The sequence below is a fragment of the Halorubrum xinjiangense genome, assembly GCF_049604745.1.
Classification (GTDB): Archaea; Halobacteriota; Halobacteria; order Halobacteriales; family Haloferacaceae; genus Halorubrum; species Halorubrum xinjiangense_A.
The window spans coordinates 2874245-2892597 of record NZ_CP187140.1 but is presented as its reverse complement, the minus strand read 5'-3'; the positions used below and the strand labels follow the sequence as shown (position 1 = coordinate 2892597).

Here is an 18353-nt window from a genome sequence, read left to right as displayed (position 1 = left end):
ACTTATCAGGCCGCGGCCGTAGGACCGAACATGAACGCGCTCGCACAGTCCGGGCTCCTCTCGCCGGACACCCTCCCGCTCCTGCTTTTGACCGCGGGGCTGCTGCTCTCGATGGCGGAGGCGCTCGCCCCGGGAGCGAACTTCATCGTCGTCGGCATCGCGCTCATCGGCGCGGGGATCGGCGGGCTCGTGTTGAGTTCGCTCGGCGTCGCCGGCGTCCTCCTCACGCTGCTCATGGCCTTCCTCACGCTGGCGTTCGGCGCCGCCGCCTTCTACGGCTACCACGAGTTCGACCTCTACGGCGGGAAAGGGCAGCAACAGACCAGCGACAGCGACTCGCTGAAGGGGAAGACGGGGACGGTCACCGAGCGGGTGACCCCCACGGGCGGCGAGGTGAAGCTCACCGGCGGCGGCTTCAGCCCCCACTACTCCGCCCGGTCGATCGACGGCGAGATCGACGAGGGCGAGGAGGTGATGGTGGTCGACCCCGGCGGCGGCAACGTCGTCACCGTGGAGTCGATGGGGTACGTCGAGGACGACATCGACCGCGAACTGGCGGCCGACCGCGCCCGCAAGGCCGCCGCGAGCGACGCCGAGACGGACGGGACCGAGGAGGGGGACGCCGAGGCGGAGACAGAAGTCGACCGGGAGTGATGCGGCCCGGCGGAAACGCCGACCCGCGGCCCCGAACCGCGAGCGGAAAAGCACTTCTCAGTCGGCGCAGACCACCCGACGATGCCCTCCCCGCTCGCCGCCCTCGCAAGCCTGCCCAGTAGCCTCCTCGACCGCGTCCGCGACGCCTTCGACTCCCCCCGAGCCGGGACCGTCGCGGTCGCGATGGTCGTCGTCGTCACGATCGGCACCAGCGTCGGAATCATCGCGCTCGGCGCGGTGTTCGACGCGACCGTCGACCAGCAAATAACCGTCGACAACCCGGACCGGCCCCCGGAGTCGACCTGCGAGTCGTTCGGCGACGACTCCGACTCCGTGTTCGCCGAGGAGTGCGACGAGCCGGCGCGGATCGAGGTCGACGCGGGAGAGGAACTGCGCGACGCCGCGGGCGAGCTCCTCCACTACGGGCTGCTCGGCGTGCCGATCTGGTGGGCGCTGTTCGGGGTCGCGCTCCACGTCGGCGCGCGCGTCGCGGGCGGATCGGGCTCCGTCGGCGACTCCTTCGTGATCGCGGGCTGGGCGATCGGCGTCGAACTGCTCCGGCTCGCCGTCGGGCTCGCCGCGATCTGGTACGCGCTCTCGACCGCGTCGATCGCGGGGTCGACGTTCGAGGCGCTCTCGAACGAGATCGTCGCCGCCATCACGAGCGCGACGGGACCGCTCCTCGTCGCGTCCGCGGTCGGCATCGCGGTCCAGTGGGTCGTGGTCGTCGGCGGGCTGGAGGCGGAACACGACCTCGACCGCGGGACCGCGGCGGGCGTGGCGACGTTCTTTGCCGTCATCGCGCTACTGCTGGCGGCGATTTGAAAGCCTCCCGGAGCGCCCGCGACCGCGGATTCGGGAGTTTTTAAGCGCCGGCGCTCCCCCTCTCGGTATGATCCTGTCCGACGCCGACATCCTCGACCGGCTCGCCGAGGGCGACCTCGCGATCGAGCCGCTCGACGACGTCGACCAGCAGGTCCAGCCCGCGAGCGTGGACCTCCGGCTGGGCGAGCGGTTCCTGGAGTTCCAGCGCACCAACATCCCCTGCATCCACCCGACCGACGCGGGCGAAGTGAGCGAGTACGTGACGGAGACGACCGTCCCCGAGGGCGACGAGTTCATCCTCCACCCCGGCGACTTCGTCCTCGGGACGACCGTCGAGCGCGTCGCGATCCCCGACGACCTCGTCGCCCACGTCGAGGGGCGCTCCTCGCTCGGCCGGCTCGCGATCGTCGTCCACGCGACCGCGGGCCTCTGTGACCCCGGGTACGAAGGGCAGATCACCCTCGAACTCTCGAACCTCGGCACCGCCCCCGTGGCGCTCTCGCCGGGCATGCGCGTCTCGCAGCTCACCTTCACGGAGCTGAAACGGCCCGCCGACCGCCCGTACGGCGCCGAGCGCGGCTCGAAGTACCAGAATCAGGACGGGCCGCAGGCATCGCGGATCGGCGACGACCCCGAGTTCGTGGGCGAGGGAGGCGGGGGCGGCGAGGGGGGCGAGGGCGGCGACGCAGTTGACCGGGCGGGGGACCGGGAGGGCGACGAGCGATGAGGTTCATCGAGGAGGTCGTCGTCGACGAGTTCCTCCCGACCGTCCGCTCGATGCTCGCGGAGGACCTCCGTGACCGCGGGTTCACCCAGTCGGAAGTCGCGGACGCGCTCGGCATCTCGCAGTCCGCGGTCTCGAAGTACGCCGCCGGCGACGTGGCGAGACACGAGGACATCGTCGCCGACGAGCGCGTGCGCGACCTCGTCGAGCGCGTGGGCGAGGGGCTCGCGAGCGGCGACCTCACTCCGGTGGCCGCGCTCGTCGAGATCGAGGTGCTGATCCGCCAGCTGGAGGAGGGCGACCTCCTCGCGGACCTCCACGAGGCGGCGATGCCCGCGCTCGCCGACGCCGACGTGGAGTTCTCGGTCCACGACCCGGACAGCGGCCTCCGCGAACGCGAGCGCGTCCTCACCTCGGTCCGACGGGGGCTCCGGTCCCTGACGAACGCCTCCGGCTTCGCCGGGCTCATTCCGAACGTCGGCGCGAACGTCGCGGAGTGTCTCGCCGACGCAGCCACCGTCGACGACGTCGCCGCGGTCCCCGGCCGGCTCGTCGACGTGAAAGGGAGGGCGATGGTGCCGGGCGAGCCGGAGTTCGGCGTGAGCGAACACGTCGCGACGGTGCTGCTCGCGGCGCGCGAGGCGGGCGCCGGAGTCCGGGGCGCGGTTAACCTCCGATACGACCCGGAGACGGTCGAAGCGCTCGACGAGTCCCACCCGACCGTCGAGTTCGACGCGGAGCGACCGACCCGCGAGGCAGTCGCCGACGCGGTCGCGGCCGCCGACCGCGCGGCCGGCGAGGAGACAGAAACCCTCGTCCTGTACCAGACCGGCGCGGTCGGCGTCGAGCCGATCGTCTACGTCCTCGCGCCGACCGCCGCGGAGGCCGCGCGGATCGTCCGCGAGCTGCTGTGAGCCGGCTCGGGCCGCCCGCGGCTCGCTACGAATCAACCGTCGGCGACGCTTTTTAGACCGAACCGCACGAACGGCGGGGTGTGACTCGGATCCGACGGTTCGGGATGCGGATGCGCCCCTTCTAGCGACGGGCGGACCCGTCGCGTCGACGTCGGCCGGTAACGCGGTCGGCGCCGACGCGGCGGTGAATCCCGTCGCCTTCCGCAGCCCCGAGCCGTCGGCCTCGCGAACCGCGGAGCGGACGGCGATCCGCGACCGATCCGCACCGGCGCCGACGGCCCCGAACCAGCGGGCTTTAGGCCCGTATCCACGACAACTCGATACACACACCACATGAGCCACGACGACTTCCCCACCGACCGCCCGGCGGTGGTAACCTGTGGACTGCCGTACGCCAACGGCGACCTCCACATCGGCCACCTCCGCACCTACGTCGGCGGCGACGTGTACAGCCGCGCGCTCGAACGACTGGGCCAGGAGACCGCGTTCGTCTCCGGCTCCGACATGCACGGCACGCCGGTCGCGGTCAACGCCGAGCAGGAGGGCGTCTCCCCCGAGCAGTTCGCGCTCGACTGGCACGAGCGCTACGCCGAGACGTTCCCGAAGTTCAACGTCGACTTCGACAACTACGGCCACACCCACGACGAGACGAACACCGAGATCACCCAGCAGCTCGTCCGCGACCTCGACGAGGGCGGCCACCTCTACGAGAAGGAGATCATGGTGGCGTACGACCCCGTCGACGACCAGTACCTCCCCGACCGCTACGTCGAGGGGACCTGCCCGTACTGCGGGGCGCACGCCCGCGGTGACGAGTGCGACGAGGGGTGCCAGCGCCACCTCGAACCCGGCGAGGTCGAGGACCCCGAGTCGACGATCACCGGCAACCCCGCGGAGTACCGCGAGCGCACCCACCAGTTCTTCGCGGTCTCGGAGTTCGCCGACTACCTCTCCGACTTCCTCGACCGGCTCGAAGGCACCTCGAACGCCCGGAACCAGCCCCGCGAGTGGATCGAACAGGGGCTCCAAGACTGGTGTATCACCCGCGACATGGACTGGGGGATCGACCTGCCCGGAGAGAACCCGCAGGACCTCGTCCTCTACGTCTGGGTCGACGCCCCGATCGAGTACATCTCCTCGACGAAGCAGTACACCGAGCGCGTCGGCGCCGACGCGTTCGACTGGGAGACCGCCTGGAAGGAGGGCGTCAGCGACGACCACCCCGAGGGCGGCGAGATCGTCCACGTGATCGGCCGCGACATCATCCAGCACCACACGATCTTCTGGCCCGCAATGTTAGAGGCGACCGACCACGCCGAGCCGCGTGCGGTGATGGCGAGCGGGTTCGTCACCCTCGACGGCAAGGGGTTCTCGACCAGCCGCGACCGCGCGGTCTGGGCCGACGAGTACCTCGACGAGGGGTTCCATCCCGACCCGCTGCGCTACTATCTCGCGACCAACGGCGGGTTCCAGCAGGACGTCGACTTCTCGTGGGAGAAGTTCGCCGAGCGCGTCAACACCGAGCTGGTGGGCACCGTCGGCAACTTCCTCTACCGCTCCCTGCTGTTCGCCCACCGCAACTACGAGGACGGCCCAAACGCCGATGCCCCGAGCGACGACGTGGCGGCACGGATCGACGAGGCGGTCGACGAGTTCGCGGCCGCGGTCAACGACTACTCTGTCCGCGCGCTGGGCGACGCCGTCACCGATCTCGCGCGGTTCGGCAACGAGTACATCCAGCGCAACGAGCCGTGGAAGCTCGTCGACGAGGAGCCCGCGGAAGCGGAGCAGGTCATCTACGACTGCGTCGCGCTCGCGAAGGCGATCGCCGTCCTCTTCGAGCCGCTGGCCCCCGAGAAGAGCGAGCGCCTCTGGGCCCAGCTCGGCGAGCCCGGCACCGTCCACGACGCGACCGTCGAGGCCGCCCGCGAGGGCCCCGCCGGCGACCTGAGCGAGCCGACAGAGCTGTTCGAGCAGGTCGAAGACGAGCGCGTCGAGGACTTGAACGAGAAGCTCGAAGCCCGCGTCGCCGAGTCCGAATCCTCCGACGACGGCGACGAGAGCGACGACGACGAGAACGACGACCAAACAGACACCACAGACGACACCGACATGACCGACATCGAACCCCTCAGCGACGACCGCATCAGCTTCGACGACTTCCAGGAACTGGACATCCGCGTCGGCCGGATCGAGGAGGCCGAGGGGATCGAGGGCGCCGACGACCTCGTGAAGCTCACCGTCGACCTGGGCGCTGAGACCCGAACGATCGTCGCGGGACTCAAGCAGCTCCACGACGTCGACGACCTCCCCGACACGAAGGTGATCGTGCTCGCAAATATGGAGAAGGCGGAGCTGTTCGGCGTCGAGTCGAACGGGATGGTCCTCGCGGCCGGCGAGGACGCCGACCTCCTCACCACCTACGAGGACGCCGGACCCGGGACGAAAGTGAAGTAATCCGAACCGCGGTGGACTGCGGTGCGGCTTCTCGAAGTTTTATTTGATTGACTATTGAACACGGGACCGCAATGGCCCTCCTCCCCCGCTGGTTCGAAGCACTGTCGTTTCAGGCACAGATCATCCTCTTCGCGGTGGTGTTCGATCCGATCGGCTTCGCCGCCGGCTACCTGCTCGCCCCCGAGTTCGGCGTTGAGCCGATCCTCGGCGGCGCGTACGGGCTCGTGATCGCGAGCCTCCCGGTGACGCTGCTCGTGATGCGCGAGGCGAATCGGTAGCTGGCAAACGCGCGCGCCGCAGCCCGCATCGGGCGCCTTAGGCGTCCAACACTTCGATCAGGTTCCCCTCCGGATCGCGAACGAACAGGACGGTCGTCCCGCTCTCGGTCGTCCGCGGCGGGCTCAGCGTCTCCACGTCGTCCGCGAGGTCGGCGTAGAACGCCTCGACGTCGTCGACGGACAGGCCGAGGTGGGTCGCGCCGGGGCGGTTCAACTTGGGGCGGTCGACCGGGCCGGCGTCGTCGATCGGACCGTCGCCCGCCTCGTCCGCGGCGTCGTACGTCACGAGTTCGACGCGGACGCCGTCGGCGTCGAGGTGGGCGAACTCGGCCGCGGCGCCCTCGACGGCGACCGCCTCGGCGAAGGCGTCGCCGCCGACCGAGAACTCGGCGACGACGTCGAGGTCGAACGTCGTTGTGTAAAACTCGACGGCGCGGTCGAGGTCGGCGACGGTGATCCCGACGTGGTGTGCGGTTGGGTCGGACACGGTCCGCGGGTCGGCGGCGGGCGAGAAAACGGTGTCGGGCCGGACCGACCCCCGCGACCGAAACGACCATTCCGCGTCCGAACGACCCTCGCGTATGCACGTGGTCGTCAACGCGGCCCAGAGCGTCGACGGGAAGCTCGCCACCCGCCGCCGGGAACAGCTCCGGATCTCCGGCCCCGAGGACTTCGACCGGGTCGACCGCGTCAGGGCGGCCGCGGACGCGGTGCTGGTCGGGGTCGGGACCGTCCTCGCGGACGACCCGCACCTCACGCTCGACGAGGAGAACCGCCGCGTCGAGCGCCTGCGGAACGGGCGCCCCGGCGACCCCGCCCGCGTCGTGGTCGACTCGACCGGTCGGACGCCAACCGACGCCCGGATCCTCGACGACGCGGCGACGACGTACCTGCTCGTGGCGGCGGCGGCCGACCGGGAGCGACGGGAGGCGCTCGCCGACGCCGGCGCGGAGGTGATCGTGGCCGGCGAGGAGCGCGTCGACGTCGCCGAGGGCGTCGAGAAGCTCGCCGACCGCGGCGTCGACCGGCTGATGGTCGAGGGGGGCGGCGAAGTGATCTTCTCCTGCTTCGAGGCCGGCGTCGTCGACGAGCTTCACGTCTACGTCGGCTCGCTCGTGATCGGCGGCCGCGACGCGCCCACGCTGGCAGACGGCGCCGGGTTCACCGAGGAGTTCCCCGAACTGACGCTCACGGAGACAGAGGCGTTCGACGACGGGGTCGTCCTCTCGTACGAGGTCGGGGACGGCGACGGGCCCTGATCGGCGGTCGCGGATCCGCGCCTCCGTGTGAACGGTAACCACGGAAATCGCCGGGTACACGCGCCGTGGCACCGGTACGCACGAAAATCACCGAAGTATTTATGTATCGGCCGTGGGTAGTTGCGGGTACCAGAACGCCTCTGGCGCTGGTGGAATCGCACGCTGAAATGAACGGGAGTTCTTACAGACGGCCCGACGCACCACAGCGAGCGTCCGCTATCGCCGGAGCGGTGATGGAGAGATAACAAATGGTAACGAAAGAAGAAGTCATCGAGCAGTACGACGTGGAACCGATGGACGAGGCGGACAACGTGGACCTTTCTGAGGACGACCTGGAGAACGGCTCCAAGGGTCAGCTCATCAAGCGCGCCGGTCAGCTGCGAGACCGACGCAACGAGCTGAACCAGATGGCGTCCGAGCGCGCCTCCAAGCGCGACGACCTCAACGCGAAGACGCGCGAGAAGGTCGACGAGGCCCAGGAACACCGCGAGCAGCGCGACGAGCTCAACGAGCAGGTCCAGGAACACAAGGACAAGCGCAACGAGCTCAACGCCGAGGCCAACGAGCTGTTCGACGAGGTCGAGGAGCTCAAACAGGACCTCGAACTCGGCTCCGGGAAGTCCATCGAGGAGCTCGAAGAGGAGATTGAGGACCTCGAGTTCCGCCAGCAGACCGAAGTGCTCGACGCGGAGGACGAGCGCGAGCTGATCGAGAAGATCGACGACAAACGCGAGAAGCTCGCGGAGAAGAAAGAGAAGGTCGACGACACGAGCGAGCTCGACGACCTCGTCGAGGAGGCCGAGGAGGTCCGCTCCGAGGCGTCCCAGCACCACCAGAAGGTGACGGAGCTCGCGGACAAGGCCCAGGAACACCACAACCAGATGATCGAGGCCTACCGCGAGGCCGACGACATCCGCGACGAGGCCGACGAGATGCACGAGCTCTTCGTCGAGGCCCAGGAGGCGGCCGACCGCCACCACGAGGACTTCGTCCGCGTCCAGAAGCGCCTGCGCGAGCTCGACAAGAAGGAAGAGGAAGAGCGGCAGGACGAGCGCGCCGAGAAGCGCGAAGAGGAGAAGGAAGAGGCCGAGGAGATCTATCAGAAGTTCAAGGAGGGCGAGACGCTCGACACCGAGGACCTGATGAAGCTCCAGAAGACCGGCCTCCTGTAAGTCGGTCGACCCCCGGTTCCGACGTGGTTTTTCTGCGGTTTTTCGCGGCCGACAGCGTCGCCGCCGTCGAGCGGAGAGACCGACCACGACGGCCGGCGGGACCGCCACGGCAGCTTATAAACGCGTGCGCCGTCAACCGTCGGTATGGACGACGCGCCGACGAACGGACGGAAGGGGTTGCTCGCGGCCGCCGCGATAGGCGCGGCGACGACGCTCGCGGGCCGCGCGGTGCTCGCGCGGCTCACCGGCGGGCGGTTCGGTGACGCCGACGAGTACAACACCGCGAAGGTGACCGTGTCGGGGCCGATCCGGCGGAATCAGGGACGACCCTCGCCGCTGTCTGGCCCGGGCGGCGCGACCGCGGACGACGTGGTCGAGCAGATCGAGGCGGCCGACGAGGACGAGGACGTCGAGGCGCTGCTCGTCGAGCTCAACACGCCCGGCGGCGAGGTCGTGCCGAGCGACGACATCCGTCGGGCCGCCGCCGAGTTCGATGGGCCGACGGTGGCGTACGCGACCGACCTCTGCGCGTCCGGCGGTTACTGGATCGCGAGCGGCTGCGACGAGCTGTGGGCGCGCGACGCGAGCCTCGTCGGCTCCATCGGCGTCGTCGGCTCCCGGCCGAACGCGAAGGGGCTCGCCGACAAGCTCGGCATCTCCTACGAGCAGTTCACCGCCGGCGAGTACAAGGACGCCGGCGTCCCGCTGAAGGAGATCGAGGAGGACGAGCGCGAGTACCTCCAGGGGATCATCGACGGCTACTACGAGCAGTTCGTCGAGACCGTGAGCGAGGGCCGCGACATGGACCCCGAGGAGATCCGCGAGACGGAGGCGCGCGTGTACCTCGGCGACGACGCCGCGGAGCTCGGGCTCGTCGACGAGCTCGGCACCGAAGACGACGTCGAGGACCGGCTCGCCGACCTGCTCGGCGCCGAACCCGAGGTCCGGGAGTTCACCCCCGAGCGCGGGCTCGCCGAGCGGCTTGGCATCGGGGCCGAGCGCGTCGCGTTCGCCGCTGGAAGCGGCGTCTCGGACGCCTTCGTCGACGACGGCGGCGACATCGACGTGGAGTTCCGATAACGGGCGGAAGGCGGCCCACCGGAGCCGAACGACGCGCGGCGGTCGACGGGGAGGATTTTTGTCCGGTCGCGGTGTGGGTCGACACGTGACGACGCTGGTCATCTGCGTCGACCGGTCCGGGGCGATCGGTCGCGCCACCAACGTCCCGATGCCGGTCGCCGGCTGGGAGGCCGTCCGGTCGCTGGTCACGGACGCCGGGCTGGACGACCCCGAGGACGCCAGCGTGAACTGCCTGCTGGAGTCGCTGCGCGTCGCGCGCGACCTCAGAGACGAGCGCGAGGAGTCGGTCGTGGCGGTCGTCTCCGCCGAGAGCGACACCGCGGTGGGCGCCGACCGGTCGATCGCGTCCCAGCTCGACGACCTCGTGGACCGGTACGACCCGCGGGCCGCGATCGTCGTCGTCGACTCCGCCGAGGACGAGCGCGTCCTCCCGGTCGTCGAGTCGCGGATCCCGGTCGACTCGGTCGACCGCGTCGTCGTCCGCCAGGCCCGCGACATCGAGTCCACCTACTACCTCCTCAAGCAATTCCTCGCCGACGAGCAGCTGCGGTCGACGATACTCGTGCCGTTCGGCGTCGCGCTGCTTTTGGTGCCCGCGCTGTTCTACTGGTTCTCCGCCGGCGAGGCGGTCGCCGGCGTCGCCGGCCTGCTCGGCGCCGCGCTGCTGTACAAGGGCCTCGCGATCGACCGGTTCGTGGCGGGGATGCCGGAGCGGGTCCGCGAGGCGCTGTACGCCGGGCAGGTGTCTATCGTGACGTACGTCGTCGCCGGCGGACTCGCCCTCGTCGGCGGGTTCTTCGGTTTCCTCGCCGCCTCGGACCTGGGGCCCGGATCGCCCCGGCTCGTCGAGGTCGTGGAGTTCGCCTACGCCGCGGTCCCGTGGTTCGCCGTCGCGGGCGTGACCGCGGCCGTGGGGCGGCTGCTCGACGAGCTGATCCGCGATGAGGGGATCCGGACGCCGTACCTCAACCTCCCGTTCGTCATCGCCGCGGTCGCCCTCGTCGTCCGCGGGTTCGCCGGCTACTTCCTCGCGCAGGAGGCGATCCACGAGCCGCTGTCGATGTACGGGATGACGATGACTCCGGTCCAGCAGCTCGCGGCGTTCATCGTCGGCGGCATCGTCGTGTCGCTCGTCGGCGTCAAGGTCGCCAGCGACGTCGGCACCGAGACCCTCGAGGACGTCATCGACGCCGAGCGGGACGCCGAAGGGCGACGGGAGTGAGACCGGACGGAACCGGAGGAGCCGCCCCCGACCGACCGCCTTTTGTCGGTCGCGGCCGCGTGAGCGGGCATGGACGTGTACGGACTGATCGGGAACCCGGTCGGCCACTCGCTGTCGCCGCCGATGCACGAGGCGGGCTACGAGGCGCTCGGGCTCGACGCGCGGTACGTGACCTTCGAGCCGGACGCCGACGCCGCGGCCGCAGCCGTCGCGGGCGCGGCCGACCTCGGCGTGGCGGGGCTCAACGTGACGGTCCCGTTCAAGCAGGACGCGCTGCGCGCGGTCGACGCGGCCCCGCTCGCCGAGCGCATCGGCGCGGTGAACACGGTCGACTTCTCGCCGGTCCAGACCGGCGAGGCCGACCGCCCGCGCGGGCACAACACCGACGCCGCCGGGGTGACGCGGGCGCTCGCCCACCACGACGTAGCCGTCGACGGCCGCGACGCGCTCGTGGTGGGCGCGGGCGGCGCGGGGCGCGCGGCGGCGTTCGCGCTGGCCGACGCGGGCGCGACGGTCCACGTGGCGAACCGCACCGCCGAGCGCGCGGTCGAGTTGGCCGAGGACGTGCCGGGCGCGACCGGCGGCGGCCTCGACGACCTCGCTAACCGCGTCGCGAGCGCCGACCTGCTCGTCAACGCGACGAGCGTGGGGATGGAGGCGCCCGAAGAGACGCCCGTTCCCGCGGAGCACCTCCACGGCGATCTCGCGGTCCTCGACGCGGTGTACGCGCCGATCGAGACGCGCCTGCTGCGTGAGGCCGCCGCGGCGGGCGCGACGACGGTCGACGGCGCGTGGATGCTCCTCTACCAGGGGGTCGAGGCGTTCGAGATATGGACCGGCGAGGACGCGCCGGTCGAGGCGATGAACGCGGCGCTGCGGGCGGAGTTGGAGTGACTCAGTAGAGCGATTATTTATAAGTGAAGATGCGGTGGCGCGTGCCTCCGAGCGCCCGCAGGGCGCGAGGAGCACGCGCGAGGGACGCCGCGAACGCCCGAAGGGCGTGAGCGGCGAGGCTGGGGAGGCGTGAGGCTGCGGTTGCGGTGCGGGCGGGTGGGGCTCAAAGGGGCAGCCGTGAGGCGGCAGTAGGCGACGGAAGCACCACAGGAACGAGCGAAGCGAGTGACGAGGAGCGCACCGAGCGTACTGCCGCCTCACGGCTGGGGCTTTGGAGGTGTTCGCCGTCGATTCAGCAGCGACGTTTTATAAGCGATCGACTGGGGATTTGGAGGTGTTCACCGCCGATCTGTTGTCAGCCATTTATAAGCGAGCGACTGGGGCTTTGGAGCTATTCGCCGCCGATCTGCTATTAGCTATTTATCAGCGGTCGACGACATCTTAAAAAGATCGGACTACCCGACCCGGATATTTTTAAAATAGCGTCGGACTCGCGAGCAGTCCGGCGGTGACGATGAGCCCGACGGAAACGGCGGACGCCCCGTAGAGGAACGGCTTGGCGTCGCGGGCGGGCTCACGGAGCTTGCCGGCGTCGAGACCGTCGACGATTTTCGAGCCGGCAACCTCAACAAGTCCGGTGCCGACGAACCAGAGCCCCAGCATCGTCAACACGAGGTGACCGCTGGCGGTGCTCGTCAGCCCCGTGAACGTGTACTGCGTCCCGGCCATGTGACCGCCGGAGGCGACGAACGCGACCGCGGCGATCCGAGTGATCCAGCGCAGGCGGCCGACGACCGAGCCGAGCGCCTCGCCGCCGATGTCGCCGCGGAGGGCGGGCGGGAGGATCGCAAGGGTGACGAACAGCACGCTGCCGACCCAGAGGACGGCGAAGCCGACGTGGACCGACCACATGACCGGATTGAGAGCGTTCATACCATCAGAACGCGCCGGTCCCACTTATAAACCGGCGGGACGGCGGCGGCGGTTGCTTGCGGCGGAGAGGGTTTTTAAATATCTCGCACGTGTAGCCGCCGGCAATGGCTCTACTCCAGAAGCTCAAAGAGAAGCTCGGATTCGGGAGCGGTTCGAGCGAGCGCGAGTCCGGCGAGACGGAAGTGACGGTCGAGCGCGAATCGGAGCCGGCGGCCGACGCGTCCGCGACCGACGGCGATCCGACCGACGACGCCGAGGCGAGCGATCCGGTCGAGGCAGAGGAACCGGAAGCCGCCGAGGAACCGGAAGCGACAGAGAGCGAAGTAGCGGAAGCCGACGAGGTCGACGAGAGCCCGGAGGCCGAGGAGGACGACGAGGCCGACGACGACGACGAGGCCGACGACGAGGCGGTCGCCACCGAGACGGAGGCCGCCGCTTCGACCGAGTCCCTCGTCGACGACGAGGGGGCGGCGGCCGACGAGGCGGCCGAGCAGGCGGAGGCCGCGGGGACCAAGGCGGACGACGTCGCGGTCGACGACGACGACCGCGGGCCGAGCGTCGAGGAGATCAAAGGGATCGGCCCGGCGTACGCCGAGCGGCTCGCGGAGATCGGTATCGAGACGGTCGACGACCTCGCCGGCGCGGACGCCGCGGCGGTGGCCGAGGGGACGAGCGTCGGCGAGAAGCGCGCCGCGACGTGGATCGACCGCGCGAGCGAGTTCTGAGGGCGGGTCGGGCGACCGCAACTGTTTCGTCGCCGCCGCCGAACGGAGTCCCATGAGGCGAACGGTACACACCGACCGGGAGCGGTTCCGCGCGGTCGCGGCCGCGGCCCCGGACGGCGCGCGGGTCCCGGTCGAGCTCCGCGTCGCCGTCGACGACCCCTTCGCGGCCTACCGCCGGGCACGCGACGGCCCCGGCGGCGTCTTCTACGAGACGACCGGCGGCCAGTCCGGGTGGGGGTACTTCGGCGTCGACCCGGTCGAGCGGCTGACCGTCGCCGGCGAGGCGGTCGTCGCCGGCGCGGGTGACGGCCCGGAGCGATCCGGCGACGGCCCGGAGCGATCCGGCGACGGCCCGGAGCGATCCGGCGACGGCCCGGAGCGATCCGGCGACGGAGGCGACTCCGGATCCGCTGGCGATTACCGGCGCCCCTCGCCCTCGCTCGCTGCGCTGGAAGGGATCCTCGACGGCGAGACGCTGGTGCGCGGCGACTGCGAGGTGCCGTACCCCTGTGGCGCGTTCGGCTGGCTCTCCTACGACGTCGCCCGCGAACTCGAGGCGTTTCCGCCAGCAGCGCCCGAGGGCCCCGGCGCGGTCGACGACCGCGGGCTCCCGCGGCTCCGGGCCGCGCTGTTCGACCGGATCGCGGCCTGGGAGTGCCCGGTGGAGACGGGTGATAGCGACGAGGCCGTCACGCTCCGGGTGACCGCCTGCCCGCGCGTCCCGAACGGACTCGACGACCCCGAGGCCGACCGCGACGCGCTCGACGCGCTGTTCGACGAGGGCCGAACGCGGGCCGGGGACCTGATAGCCCGGATCGAGACCGGCGAACCGGCCTCGGGACCGGCGCCCGATCCGACCGCCGAGAGCGCGACCTTCGAGAGCGACGTGGGTCGCGAGGGGTACGCCGACGCGGTCCGGCGGGTCAAGGAGTACATTCGCGAGGGCGACACGTTCCAGGCAAACATCTCCCAGCGGCTGACCGCGCCGGCCGCGGTCCACCCGGTCGAGGCGTACGACGCGCTTCGGGAAGTGAACCCGGCGCCGTACTCGGGACTGATCGAGTTCGGCGGGAGCGGGGCCGACCGTCCGACCGGCGTCGACCTCGTGAGCGCGAGCCCGGAGCTCCTCTTGGAGCGCGAGCCGACGGAAGACCCCGAGCGCGGCGCGCGCCTCGTCACGGAGCCGATCGCGGGGACGCGGCCGCGGGGGGAGACGGAGGCGGCCGACGCCGAACTGGAGACCGAGCTCACCGGCGACGCGAAGGAGCGCGCCGAACACGCGATGTTAGTCGATCTGGAGCGCAACGACCTCGGGAAGGTGTCGCGGTTCGGCACGGTCGACGTCGCGGAGTACCGCCGCGTCGACCGCTACAGCGAGGTGATGCACCTCGTGAGCCTGATCGAGGGCGAGGCCCGCCCGGACGCCGGGTTCGCGGACGCGGTCGCCGCCTGCTTCCCCGGCGGGACCATCACGGGTGCGCCGAAGCCGCGGACGATGGAGATAATCGACGAGCTGGAGCCGACCAGACGGGGGCCGTACACCGGGTCGATGTTCGCGGCCGGGTTCGACGGCCGCGCAACGCTGAACATCGTCATTCGGACGCTCGTGCGCCACGCAGCCGAGTACCATCTCCGGGTCGGGGCCGGGATCGTCCACGACTCCGACCCGGACGCCGAGTACGAGGAGACGCTCGCGAAGGCGCGCGCCCTGGTGAGCGCGGTCGACGAGGCGCTCGCCGCCGGCGGGATGGCGGTCGACGAACCGGTGGAGGAAGCGGCAGAGGAGGCGGTGGAGCGATGACGGGCTCAGACGTCGAAAGTGCGGACAGAGACGACTGGCGCCCGGGCGCGGGCGAGTCCGACGCGCGGGTCCTCGTCGTCGACAACTACGACTCGTTCGCGTACAACCTCGTCCAGTACGTCGGCGAGGTCGCCGGCGCGGTGACGGTGCGGCGGAACGACGCGGTCGATCTCGCGGGGATCCGCGCACTCAACCCCGACGGCGTCGTCGTCTCGCCCGGGCCGGGCACGCCGGCCGAGGCGGGCGTCTCGACAGCCGTCTTCGAGCTCGACCGGCCCGTGTTCGGCGTCTGCCTCGGCCACCAGGCGCTGTGCGCCAGCCGCGGGAGCCGCGTCGGTCACGCGCCCGAGGTCGTCCACGGGAAGCCCTCGACGATCACCCACGACGGCGAGGGCGTCTTCGCCGGCCTCCCCGACAGGCTCCGCGTCGGGCGGTACCACTCGCTGTGCGTCGAGCGCGAGGACCTCCCGGACGAACTGATCGAGACCGCGCGCACCGCCGAGGAGCGCGAGGTCGTGATGGGCGTGCGCCACCGCGAGAAGCCCCACATCGGCGTCCAGTTCCACCCCGAGAGCATCCTCACGCCTCGCGGGAAACGGCTGGTGAAGAACTTCGTGGAGGTGTGCGAAGCGCATGAGTGACGACCCGCTGCGGTACCACGTCGACGGCGAGCTCGTCCCCGCCTCTGAGGCGACCGTCTCCGTCGAGGACCGCGGGTTCGCCTACGGCGACGCCGCCTTCGAGACGATGCGCGCGTACGGCGGCGACGTCTTCCGGTGGGAGGCGCACGCGGACCGGCTCGCGGACACCTGCGAGACGCTCGCGCTCGACCACGGAATCGCCGACGCGGAGCTGAAACGGCGGGTCGACGAGACGCTCGCCGCGAACGACCTCGCAGACGCGTACGTCAAGCTCTCGATCTCGCGGGGGGTCCAGCCCGGCACGCTCGACCCGCAACCGGAAATCGACCCAACCGTCGTCGTGATCGCGAAGCCGCTCCCGCGGGGCGGCGTCGAGAGCGACCCGGTCCACGACGGCCCGGCCGCGCTCCAGACGACGAAGACGCGCAAGCCCGCGGACCGCGCGCTCCCGGCCGCCGCGAAGACGCACAACTACCTCAACGGAATCCTCGCCCGGCTCGAACTCCGCGTCACCGACGCCGACGAGGCGCTCATGCTCGACCCCGACGGCAACGTCGCCGAGGGCGCGACCTCGAACCTCTTCTTCGTCGACGGGACCGCCCTCAAGACCCCGTCGCTCGACGGACCGATCCTGCCCGGCGTCACCAGAGCGACCGTGATCGATATCGCGGAGTCGGAGGGGATCCCGGTCGAGGAGGGAACGTACGCGCCGGACGCGGTCCGCGAGGCCGACGAGGCCTTCCTCACGAACTCGACGTGGGAGATCCGACCGGTTGCGACCGTCGACGGCATCTCGGTCGGCGGCGAAGGGGGCGGCGGCGAGGGCGAAGGGGGCGACGACGAGGGCGTCGCCGGCCCGCTCACGACCCTCCTCTCGCGGCTGTTCGCCCGACGGATCGAGGAGTCGCACTACGACGGCGAGCGGCTGTAGGCGGGACGTCGGGCCGCTCGACGGATTCCGCGGGCCACCGCCGAACCGGTCTGCGAGTCACGCTCGACCACACCGTTATCCCGCCGGAAGCCGTAGATAAGGAATGGCAGACGACAAGGACGGACGAGAGAAACAGGCAGCAGACGAGGACCGGCGACAGCGCGAGCGAGACATGGAGGAAGCGCAGGACCGCGCCGACGAGCCCGAGCCGCCGATCGACCCCGACGAGGCCGACGAGTTCGAGTCGGCGCTCGAACCGCTGACGTTCCCGGCGACGGGCCGCGAGATCGTCGCCGCGATCGGGAGCCGCGAACTCGAGTCCGGGGCCCGCGTGTACAACGTCGCGGACCTCCTCCCCGACGCCGACATGGAGGCGTTCGACACGCCCGCGACGGTCCGGGAACGGGTCCGCCGGCCGGCGGTCGCGGCCGCGATGAAACGGGTGGTCGAGGCGGCGGCGACGCTCCCGAACGAGGAGTTCGGGCGGTCGCAACACGAGGCGTTCGAGCGGACCTTCCGCGCGCTGAGCGACATCGACGAACTCGACGACGAGGAGGGGGTCCGCGCGATCGCCGACTGGGTCGTTGACCAGATAGCCGAGACGGAGTCGGTCCCCGGGTCGCGGGACCTCCGCCGACAGGCGGCGAAGTACTGTCGGAAGCACGGCTACGAGGTGCGCGACGACGAGTGGCTCGGGGTCTGATTCGGACCGTCCGAGGAGTTCACTTCGGCAAGCGGACCGCGTCCGACGCCGGAACGCACAACGTTCAAGCCGGTCGCCGGCCTCGCTCGGGCATGGACGAGCACCGCCGGATCGCCGGCGTCGAGGAGGTCCCGGAAGAGAGCACGCTGCTCGCGACGCTGCGCCCGGTCGATTCCGCGGCGGTCGACGAGGGCGAGGGCGACCTCGGAGAAAGCGAGGACGGGACCCCGGAGGTCGAGGCGATCCTCACCCGGGCCGCCGGCGAGGTGCGCGCGTTCCGGAACTACTGTCAACACTGGACCGACGTCCGCCTCGACAAGGACGAGGGGGCGTTCGTGCGCAACGGCGAGGTGTTCTGTCAGACGCACGGGGCGACGTTCGAGGCCGACGGCGGCTACTGCAACTTCGGCCCCTGTGAGGGCGCCGTCCTCGAATCGGTCGACGTCGCGGTCGCGGACGGCGCGGTGTACCTCAACGACGACGCCTACGAGTTCGTCCGGCTCGGCCCCTCGGCCGGGAAGGGCGACGGGAGCGGCTCGCGGATCGACTTCACCGGGAACTGACCCTCCCGAGCGCGTCCGGTCAGAAACGCGTCCGACCGCCGCCGCCGCTCGCGTCGTCGCGGCCGAGCGCCTTCTTTAAGAAGTTCATCCAGCGCTTCCGGTCGGCGGCCTCCTGCCGCTTCGCCTCGGTCTCCGGGTCGGGCGCGTCGAGCCCCTCCAGCGCCTCCAGCGCGCGGTCGATACCGATGATCGACGCCGCCAGCCGCTCGCCCTCCTCGTAGCTGACCTCGTTCTCCTCGATGGGTTCCAGCCGGTCGAGCCGCTCGCGTCGCAGGTTCCGCTTGGCGCGGTCGACCCGGTCGCGCTCGCCGGGCGGGACCGAGTCGCGGCGCTTGATCTCGAAGACGAACGACCGGAGGTCGATCGCCTCGCCCTGGATCTCGATCGACTCCGGGATGTCGACGCCGATCGTCGAGGACTCTCGGTTGACCCGTTCCAGGAGCTGTTTTCGCTCGAACTCCTTCACGCTGAGTCGGTAGGGAGCGGGCGTACTTCGCTCCTTCGACCGGGGTCGTCGTCGGCCGAGCGGGGCGTCCGGGTCCGGCCAAACGCGTCGCACGCCCGCAAGGGACGATGT

Annotated in this window: 20 protein-coding genes; 17 read left to right on the top strand and 3 right to left on the bottom strand. The window is 70.6% G+C overall.

What is annotated here, in order from left to right:
* The first annotated feature begins 30 nt into the window (after positions 1-30).
* From ACOZ35_RS15710 to ACOZ35_RS15685, 6 genes are all read left to right on the top strand, one after another.
* Entirely contained in the window at positions 31-654 is a 624-nt protein-coding gene (locus ACOZ35_RS15710) for an NfeD family protein (protein ID WP_424014441.1), read from the top strand.
* Between the two features lie 81 nt (positions 655-735).
* On the top strand, positions 736-1479 hold the full coding sequence (locus ACOZ35_RS15705) for a YIP1 family protein (protein WP_424014440.1): 744 nt from the start codon (positions 736-738) through the stop codon (positions 1477-1479).
* A gap of 67 nt (positions 1480-1546) precedes the next feature.
* Positions 1547-2206: a dCTP deaminase gene (dcd, locus tag ACOZ35_RS15700; protein WP_424014439.1), complete on the top strand. Its 660-nt coding sequence runs from the start codon at positions 1547-1549 to the stop codon at positions 2204-2206.
* Positions 2203-3117: a thiamine-phosphate synthase family protein gene (locus ACOZ35_RS15695; RefSeq protein WP_424014438.1), complete on the top strand. Its 915-nt coding sequence runs from the start codon at positions 2203-2205 to the stop codon at positions 3115-3117. Before dcd ends, ACOZ35_RS15695 begins: the two co-directional genes overlap by 4 nt.
* Positions 3118-3450: 333 nt before the next feature.
* Positions 3451-5574, top strand: a complete 2124-nt coding sequence (metG, locus tag ACOZ35_RS15690) for a methionine--tRNA ligase (protein ID WP_424014437.1) — start codon at positions 3451-3453, stop codon at positions 5572-5574.
* A 71-nt stretch (positions 5575-5645) separates the two neighbouring features.
* Positions 5646-5852 carry a hypothetical protein gene (locus ACOZ35_RS15685; protein ID WP_424014436.1) on the top strand — a complete coding sequence of 69 codons (207 nt, stop codon included), beginning with the start codon at positions 5646-5648 and terminating at the stop codon, positions 5850-5852.
* A 37-nt stretch (positions 5853-5889) separates the two neighbouring features.
* Here ACOZ35_RS15685 and ACOZ35_RS15680 read toward each other — a convergent pair whose 3' ends face one another.
* The gene (locus ACOZ35_RS15680; RefSeq protein WP_424014435.1) at positions 5890-6339 is read right to left on the bottom strand and encodes a VOC family protein; all 450 of its coding nucleotides are present in this window, start codon (positions 6337-6339) and stop codon (positions 5890-5892) included.
* 94 nt (positions 6340-6433) lie between these two features.
* Here ACOZ35_RS15680 and ACOZ35_RS15675 point away from each other — a divergent pair, with 94 nt between their 5' ends.
* The 5 genes from ACOZ35_RS15675 to ACOZ35_RS15655 all read left to right on the top strand — a co-directional run bounded on the left by ACOZ35_RS15675 (position 6434) and on the right by ACOZ35_RS15655 (position 11479).
* Complete coding sequence (locus tag ACOZ35_RS15675) at positions 6434-7111, top strand: 2,5-diamino-6-(ribosylamino)-4(3H)-pyrimidinone 5'-phosphate reductase (protein WP_424014434.1); 678 nt, start codon at positions 6434-6436, stop codon at positions 7109-7111.
* Between the two features lie 248 nt (positions 7112-7359).
* On the top strand, positions 7360-8283 hold the full coding sequence (locus ACOZ35_RS15670; RefSeq protein WP_424014433.1) for a coiled-coil protein: 924 nt from the start codon (positions 7360-7362) through the stop codon (positions 8281-8283).
* A 144-nt stretch (positions 8284-8427) separates the two neighbouring features.
* On the top strand, positions 8428-9363 hold the full coding sequence (sppA, locus tag ACOZ35_RS15665) for a signal peptide peptidase SppA (RefSeq protein ID WP_424014432.1): 936 nt from the start codon (positions 8428-8430) through the stop codon (positions 9361-9363).
* Between the two features lie 85 nt (positions 9364-9448).
* Complete coding sequence (locus ACOZ35_RS15660; RefSeq protein WP_424014431.1) at positions 9449-10585, top strand: DUF373 family protein; 1137 nt, start codon at positions 9449-9451, stop codon at positions 10583-10585.
* Positions 10586-10654: 69 nt separating this feature from the next.
* Positions 10655-11479 (top strand): shikimate dehydrogenase, encoded by an 825-nt coding sequence (locus ACOZ35_RS15655; protein WP_424014430.1) that lies wholly within the window; start codon positions 10655-10657, stop codon positions 11477-11479.
* 474 nt (positions 11480-11953) lie between these two features.
* Here the strand turns inward: ACOZ35_RS15655 and ACOZ35_RS15650 are convergent, their stop codons facing one another.
* Positions 11954-12412, bottom strand: a complete 459-nt coding sequence (locus tag ACOZ35_RS15650) for a transporter (RefSeq protein WP_424014429.1) — start codon at positions 12410-12412, stop codon at positions 11954-11956.
* Between the two features lie 104 nt (positions 12413-12516).
* On the opposite strand from ACOZ35_RS15650, the gene ACOZ35_RS15645 reads away from it, so the two are divergent.
* The 6 genes from ACOZ35_RS15645 to ACOZ35_RS15620 all read left to right on the top strand — a co-directional run bounded on the left by ACOZ35_RS15645 (position 12517) and on the right by ACOZ35_RS15620 (position 17776).
* Entirely contained in the window at positions 12517-13137 is a 621-nt protein-coding gene (locus tag ACOZ35_RS15645; RefSeq protein WP_424014428.1) for a helix-hairpin-helix domain-containing protein, read from the top strand.
* Between the two features lie 52 nt (positions 13138-13189).
* Positions 13190-14938 (top strand): anthranilate synthase component I family protein, encoded by a 1749-nt coding sequence (locus tag ACOZ35_RS15640; RefSeq protein ID WP_424014427.1) that lies wholly within the window; start codon positions 13190-13192, stop codon positions 14936-14938.
* On the top strand, positions 14935-15579 hold the full coding sequence (locus ACOZ35_RS15635; protein WP_424014426.1) for an anthranilate synthase component II: 645 nt from the start codon (positions 14935-14937) through the stop codon (positions 15577-15579). Before ACOZ35_RS15640 ends, ACOZ35_RS15635 begins: the two co-directional genes overlap by 4 nt.
* On the top strand, positions 15572-16510 hold the full coding sequence (locus ACOZ35_RS15630) for an aminotransferase class IV (RefSeq protein WP_424014425.1): 939 nt from the start codon (positions 15572-15574) through the stop codon (positions 16508-16510). Before ACOZ35_RS15635 ends, ACOZ35_RS15630 begins: the two co-directional genes overlap by 8 nt.
* 103 nt (positions 16511-16613) lie before the next feature.
* A complete protein-coding gene (locus tag ACOZ35_RS15625) occupies positions 16614-17213 on the top strand; it encodes a hypothetical protein (RefSeq protein WP_424014424.1) in 600 nt (199 codons plus the stop codon).
* A 92-nt stretch (positions 17214-17305) separates the two neighbouring features.
* Entirely contained in the window at positions 17306-17776 is a 471-nt protein-coding gene (locus tag ACOZ35_RS15620) for a Rieske (2Fe-2S) protein (RefSeq protein WP_424014423.1), read from the top strand.
* 19 nt (positions 17777-17795) lie between these two features.
* On the opposite strand, the gene ACOZ35_RS15615 is transcribed toward ACOZ35_RS15620, so the two are convergent.
* On the bottom strand, positions 17796-18242 hold the full coding sequence (locus ACOZ35_RS15615; protein ID WP_424014422.1) for a DUF5788 family protein: 447 nt from the start codon (positions 18240-18242) through the stop codon (positions 17796-17798).
* Positions 18243-18353 lie beyond the last annotated feature (111 nt).

Excerpts from the sequence above, each read along its gene's own strand:
- ACOZ35_RS15710 (WP_424014441.1), top strand. The coding sequence starts at position 31 with ATGAACGCGCTCGCACAGTCCGGGCTCCTCTCGCCGGACACCCTCCCG.
- ACOZ35_RS15705 (WP_424014440.1), top strand. The coding sequence starts at position 736 with ATGCCCTCCCCGCTCGCCGCCCTCGCAAGCCTGCCCAGTAGCCTCCTC.
- dcd (WP_424014439.1), top strand. The coding sequence starts at position 1,547 with ATGATCCTGTCCGACGCCGACATCCTCGACCGGCTCGCCGAGGGCGAC.
- ACOZ35_RS15695 (WP_424014438.1), top strand. The coding sequence starts at position 2,203 with ATGAGGTTCATCGAGGAGGTCGTCGTCGACGAGTTCCTCCCGACCGTC.
- metG (WP_424014437.1), top strand. The coding sequence starts at position 3,451 with ATGAGCCACGACGACTTCCCCACCGACCGCCCGGCGGTGGTAACCTGT.
- ACOZ35_RS15685 (WP_424014436.1), top strand. The coding sequence starts at position 5,646 with ATGGCCCTCCTCCCCCGCTGGTTCGAAGCACTGTCGTTTCAGGCACAG.
- ACOZ35_RS15675 (WP_424014434.1), top strand. The coding sequence starts at position 6,434 with ATGCACGTGGTCGTCAACGCGGCCCAGAGCGTCGACGGGAAGCTCGCC.
- ACOZ35_RS15670 (WP_424014433.1), top strand. The coding sequence starts at position 7,360 with ATGGTAACGAAAGAAGAAGTCATCGAGCAGTACGACGTGGAACCGATG.
- sppA (WP_424014432.1), top strand. The coding sequence starts at position 8,428 with ATGGACGACGCGCCGACGAACGGACGGAAGGGGTTGCTCGCGGCCGCC.
- ACOZ35_RS15655 (WP_424014430.1), top strand. The coding sequence starts at position 10,655 with ATGGACGTGTACGGACTGATCGGGAACCCGGTCGGCCACTCGCTGTCG.
- ACOZ35_RS15650 (WP_424014429.1), bottom strand. The coding sequence starts at position 12,412 with ATGAACGCTCTCAATCCGGTCATGTGGTCGGTCCACGTCGGCTTCGCC.
- ACOZ35_RS15645 (WP_424014428.1), top strand. The coding sequence starts at position 12,517 with ATGGCTCTACTCCAGAAGCTCAAAGAGAAGCTCGGATTCGGGAGCGGT.
- ACOZ35_RS15640 (WP_424014427.1), top strand. The coding sequence starts at position 13,190 with ATGAGGCGAACGGTACACACCGACCGGGAGCGGTTCCGCGCGGTCGCG.
- ACOZ35_RS15635 (WP_424014426.1), top strand. The coding sequence starts at position 14,935 with ATGACGGGCTCAGACGTCGAAAGTGCGGACAGAGACGACTGGCGCCCG.
- ACOZ35_RS15630 (WP_424014425.1), top strand. The coding sequence starts at position 15,572 with ATGAGTGACGACCCGCTGCGGTACCACGTCGACGGCGAGCTCGTCCCC.
- ACOZ35_RS15625 (WP_424014424.1), top strand. The coding sequence starts at position 16,614 with ATGGCAGACGACAAGGACGGACGAGAGAAACAGGCAGCAGACGAGGAC.
- ACOZ35_RS15620 (WP_424014423.1), top strand. The coding sequence starts at position 17,306 with ATGGACGAGCACCGCCGGATCGCCGGCGTCGAGGAGGTCCCGGAAGAG.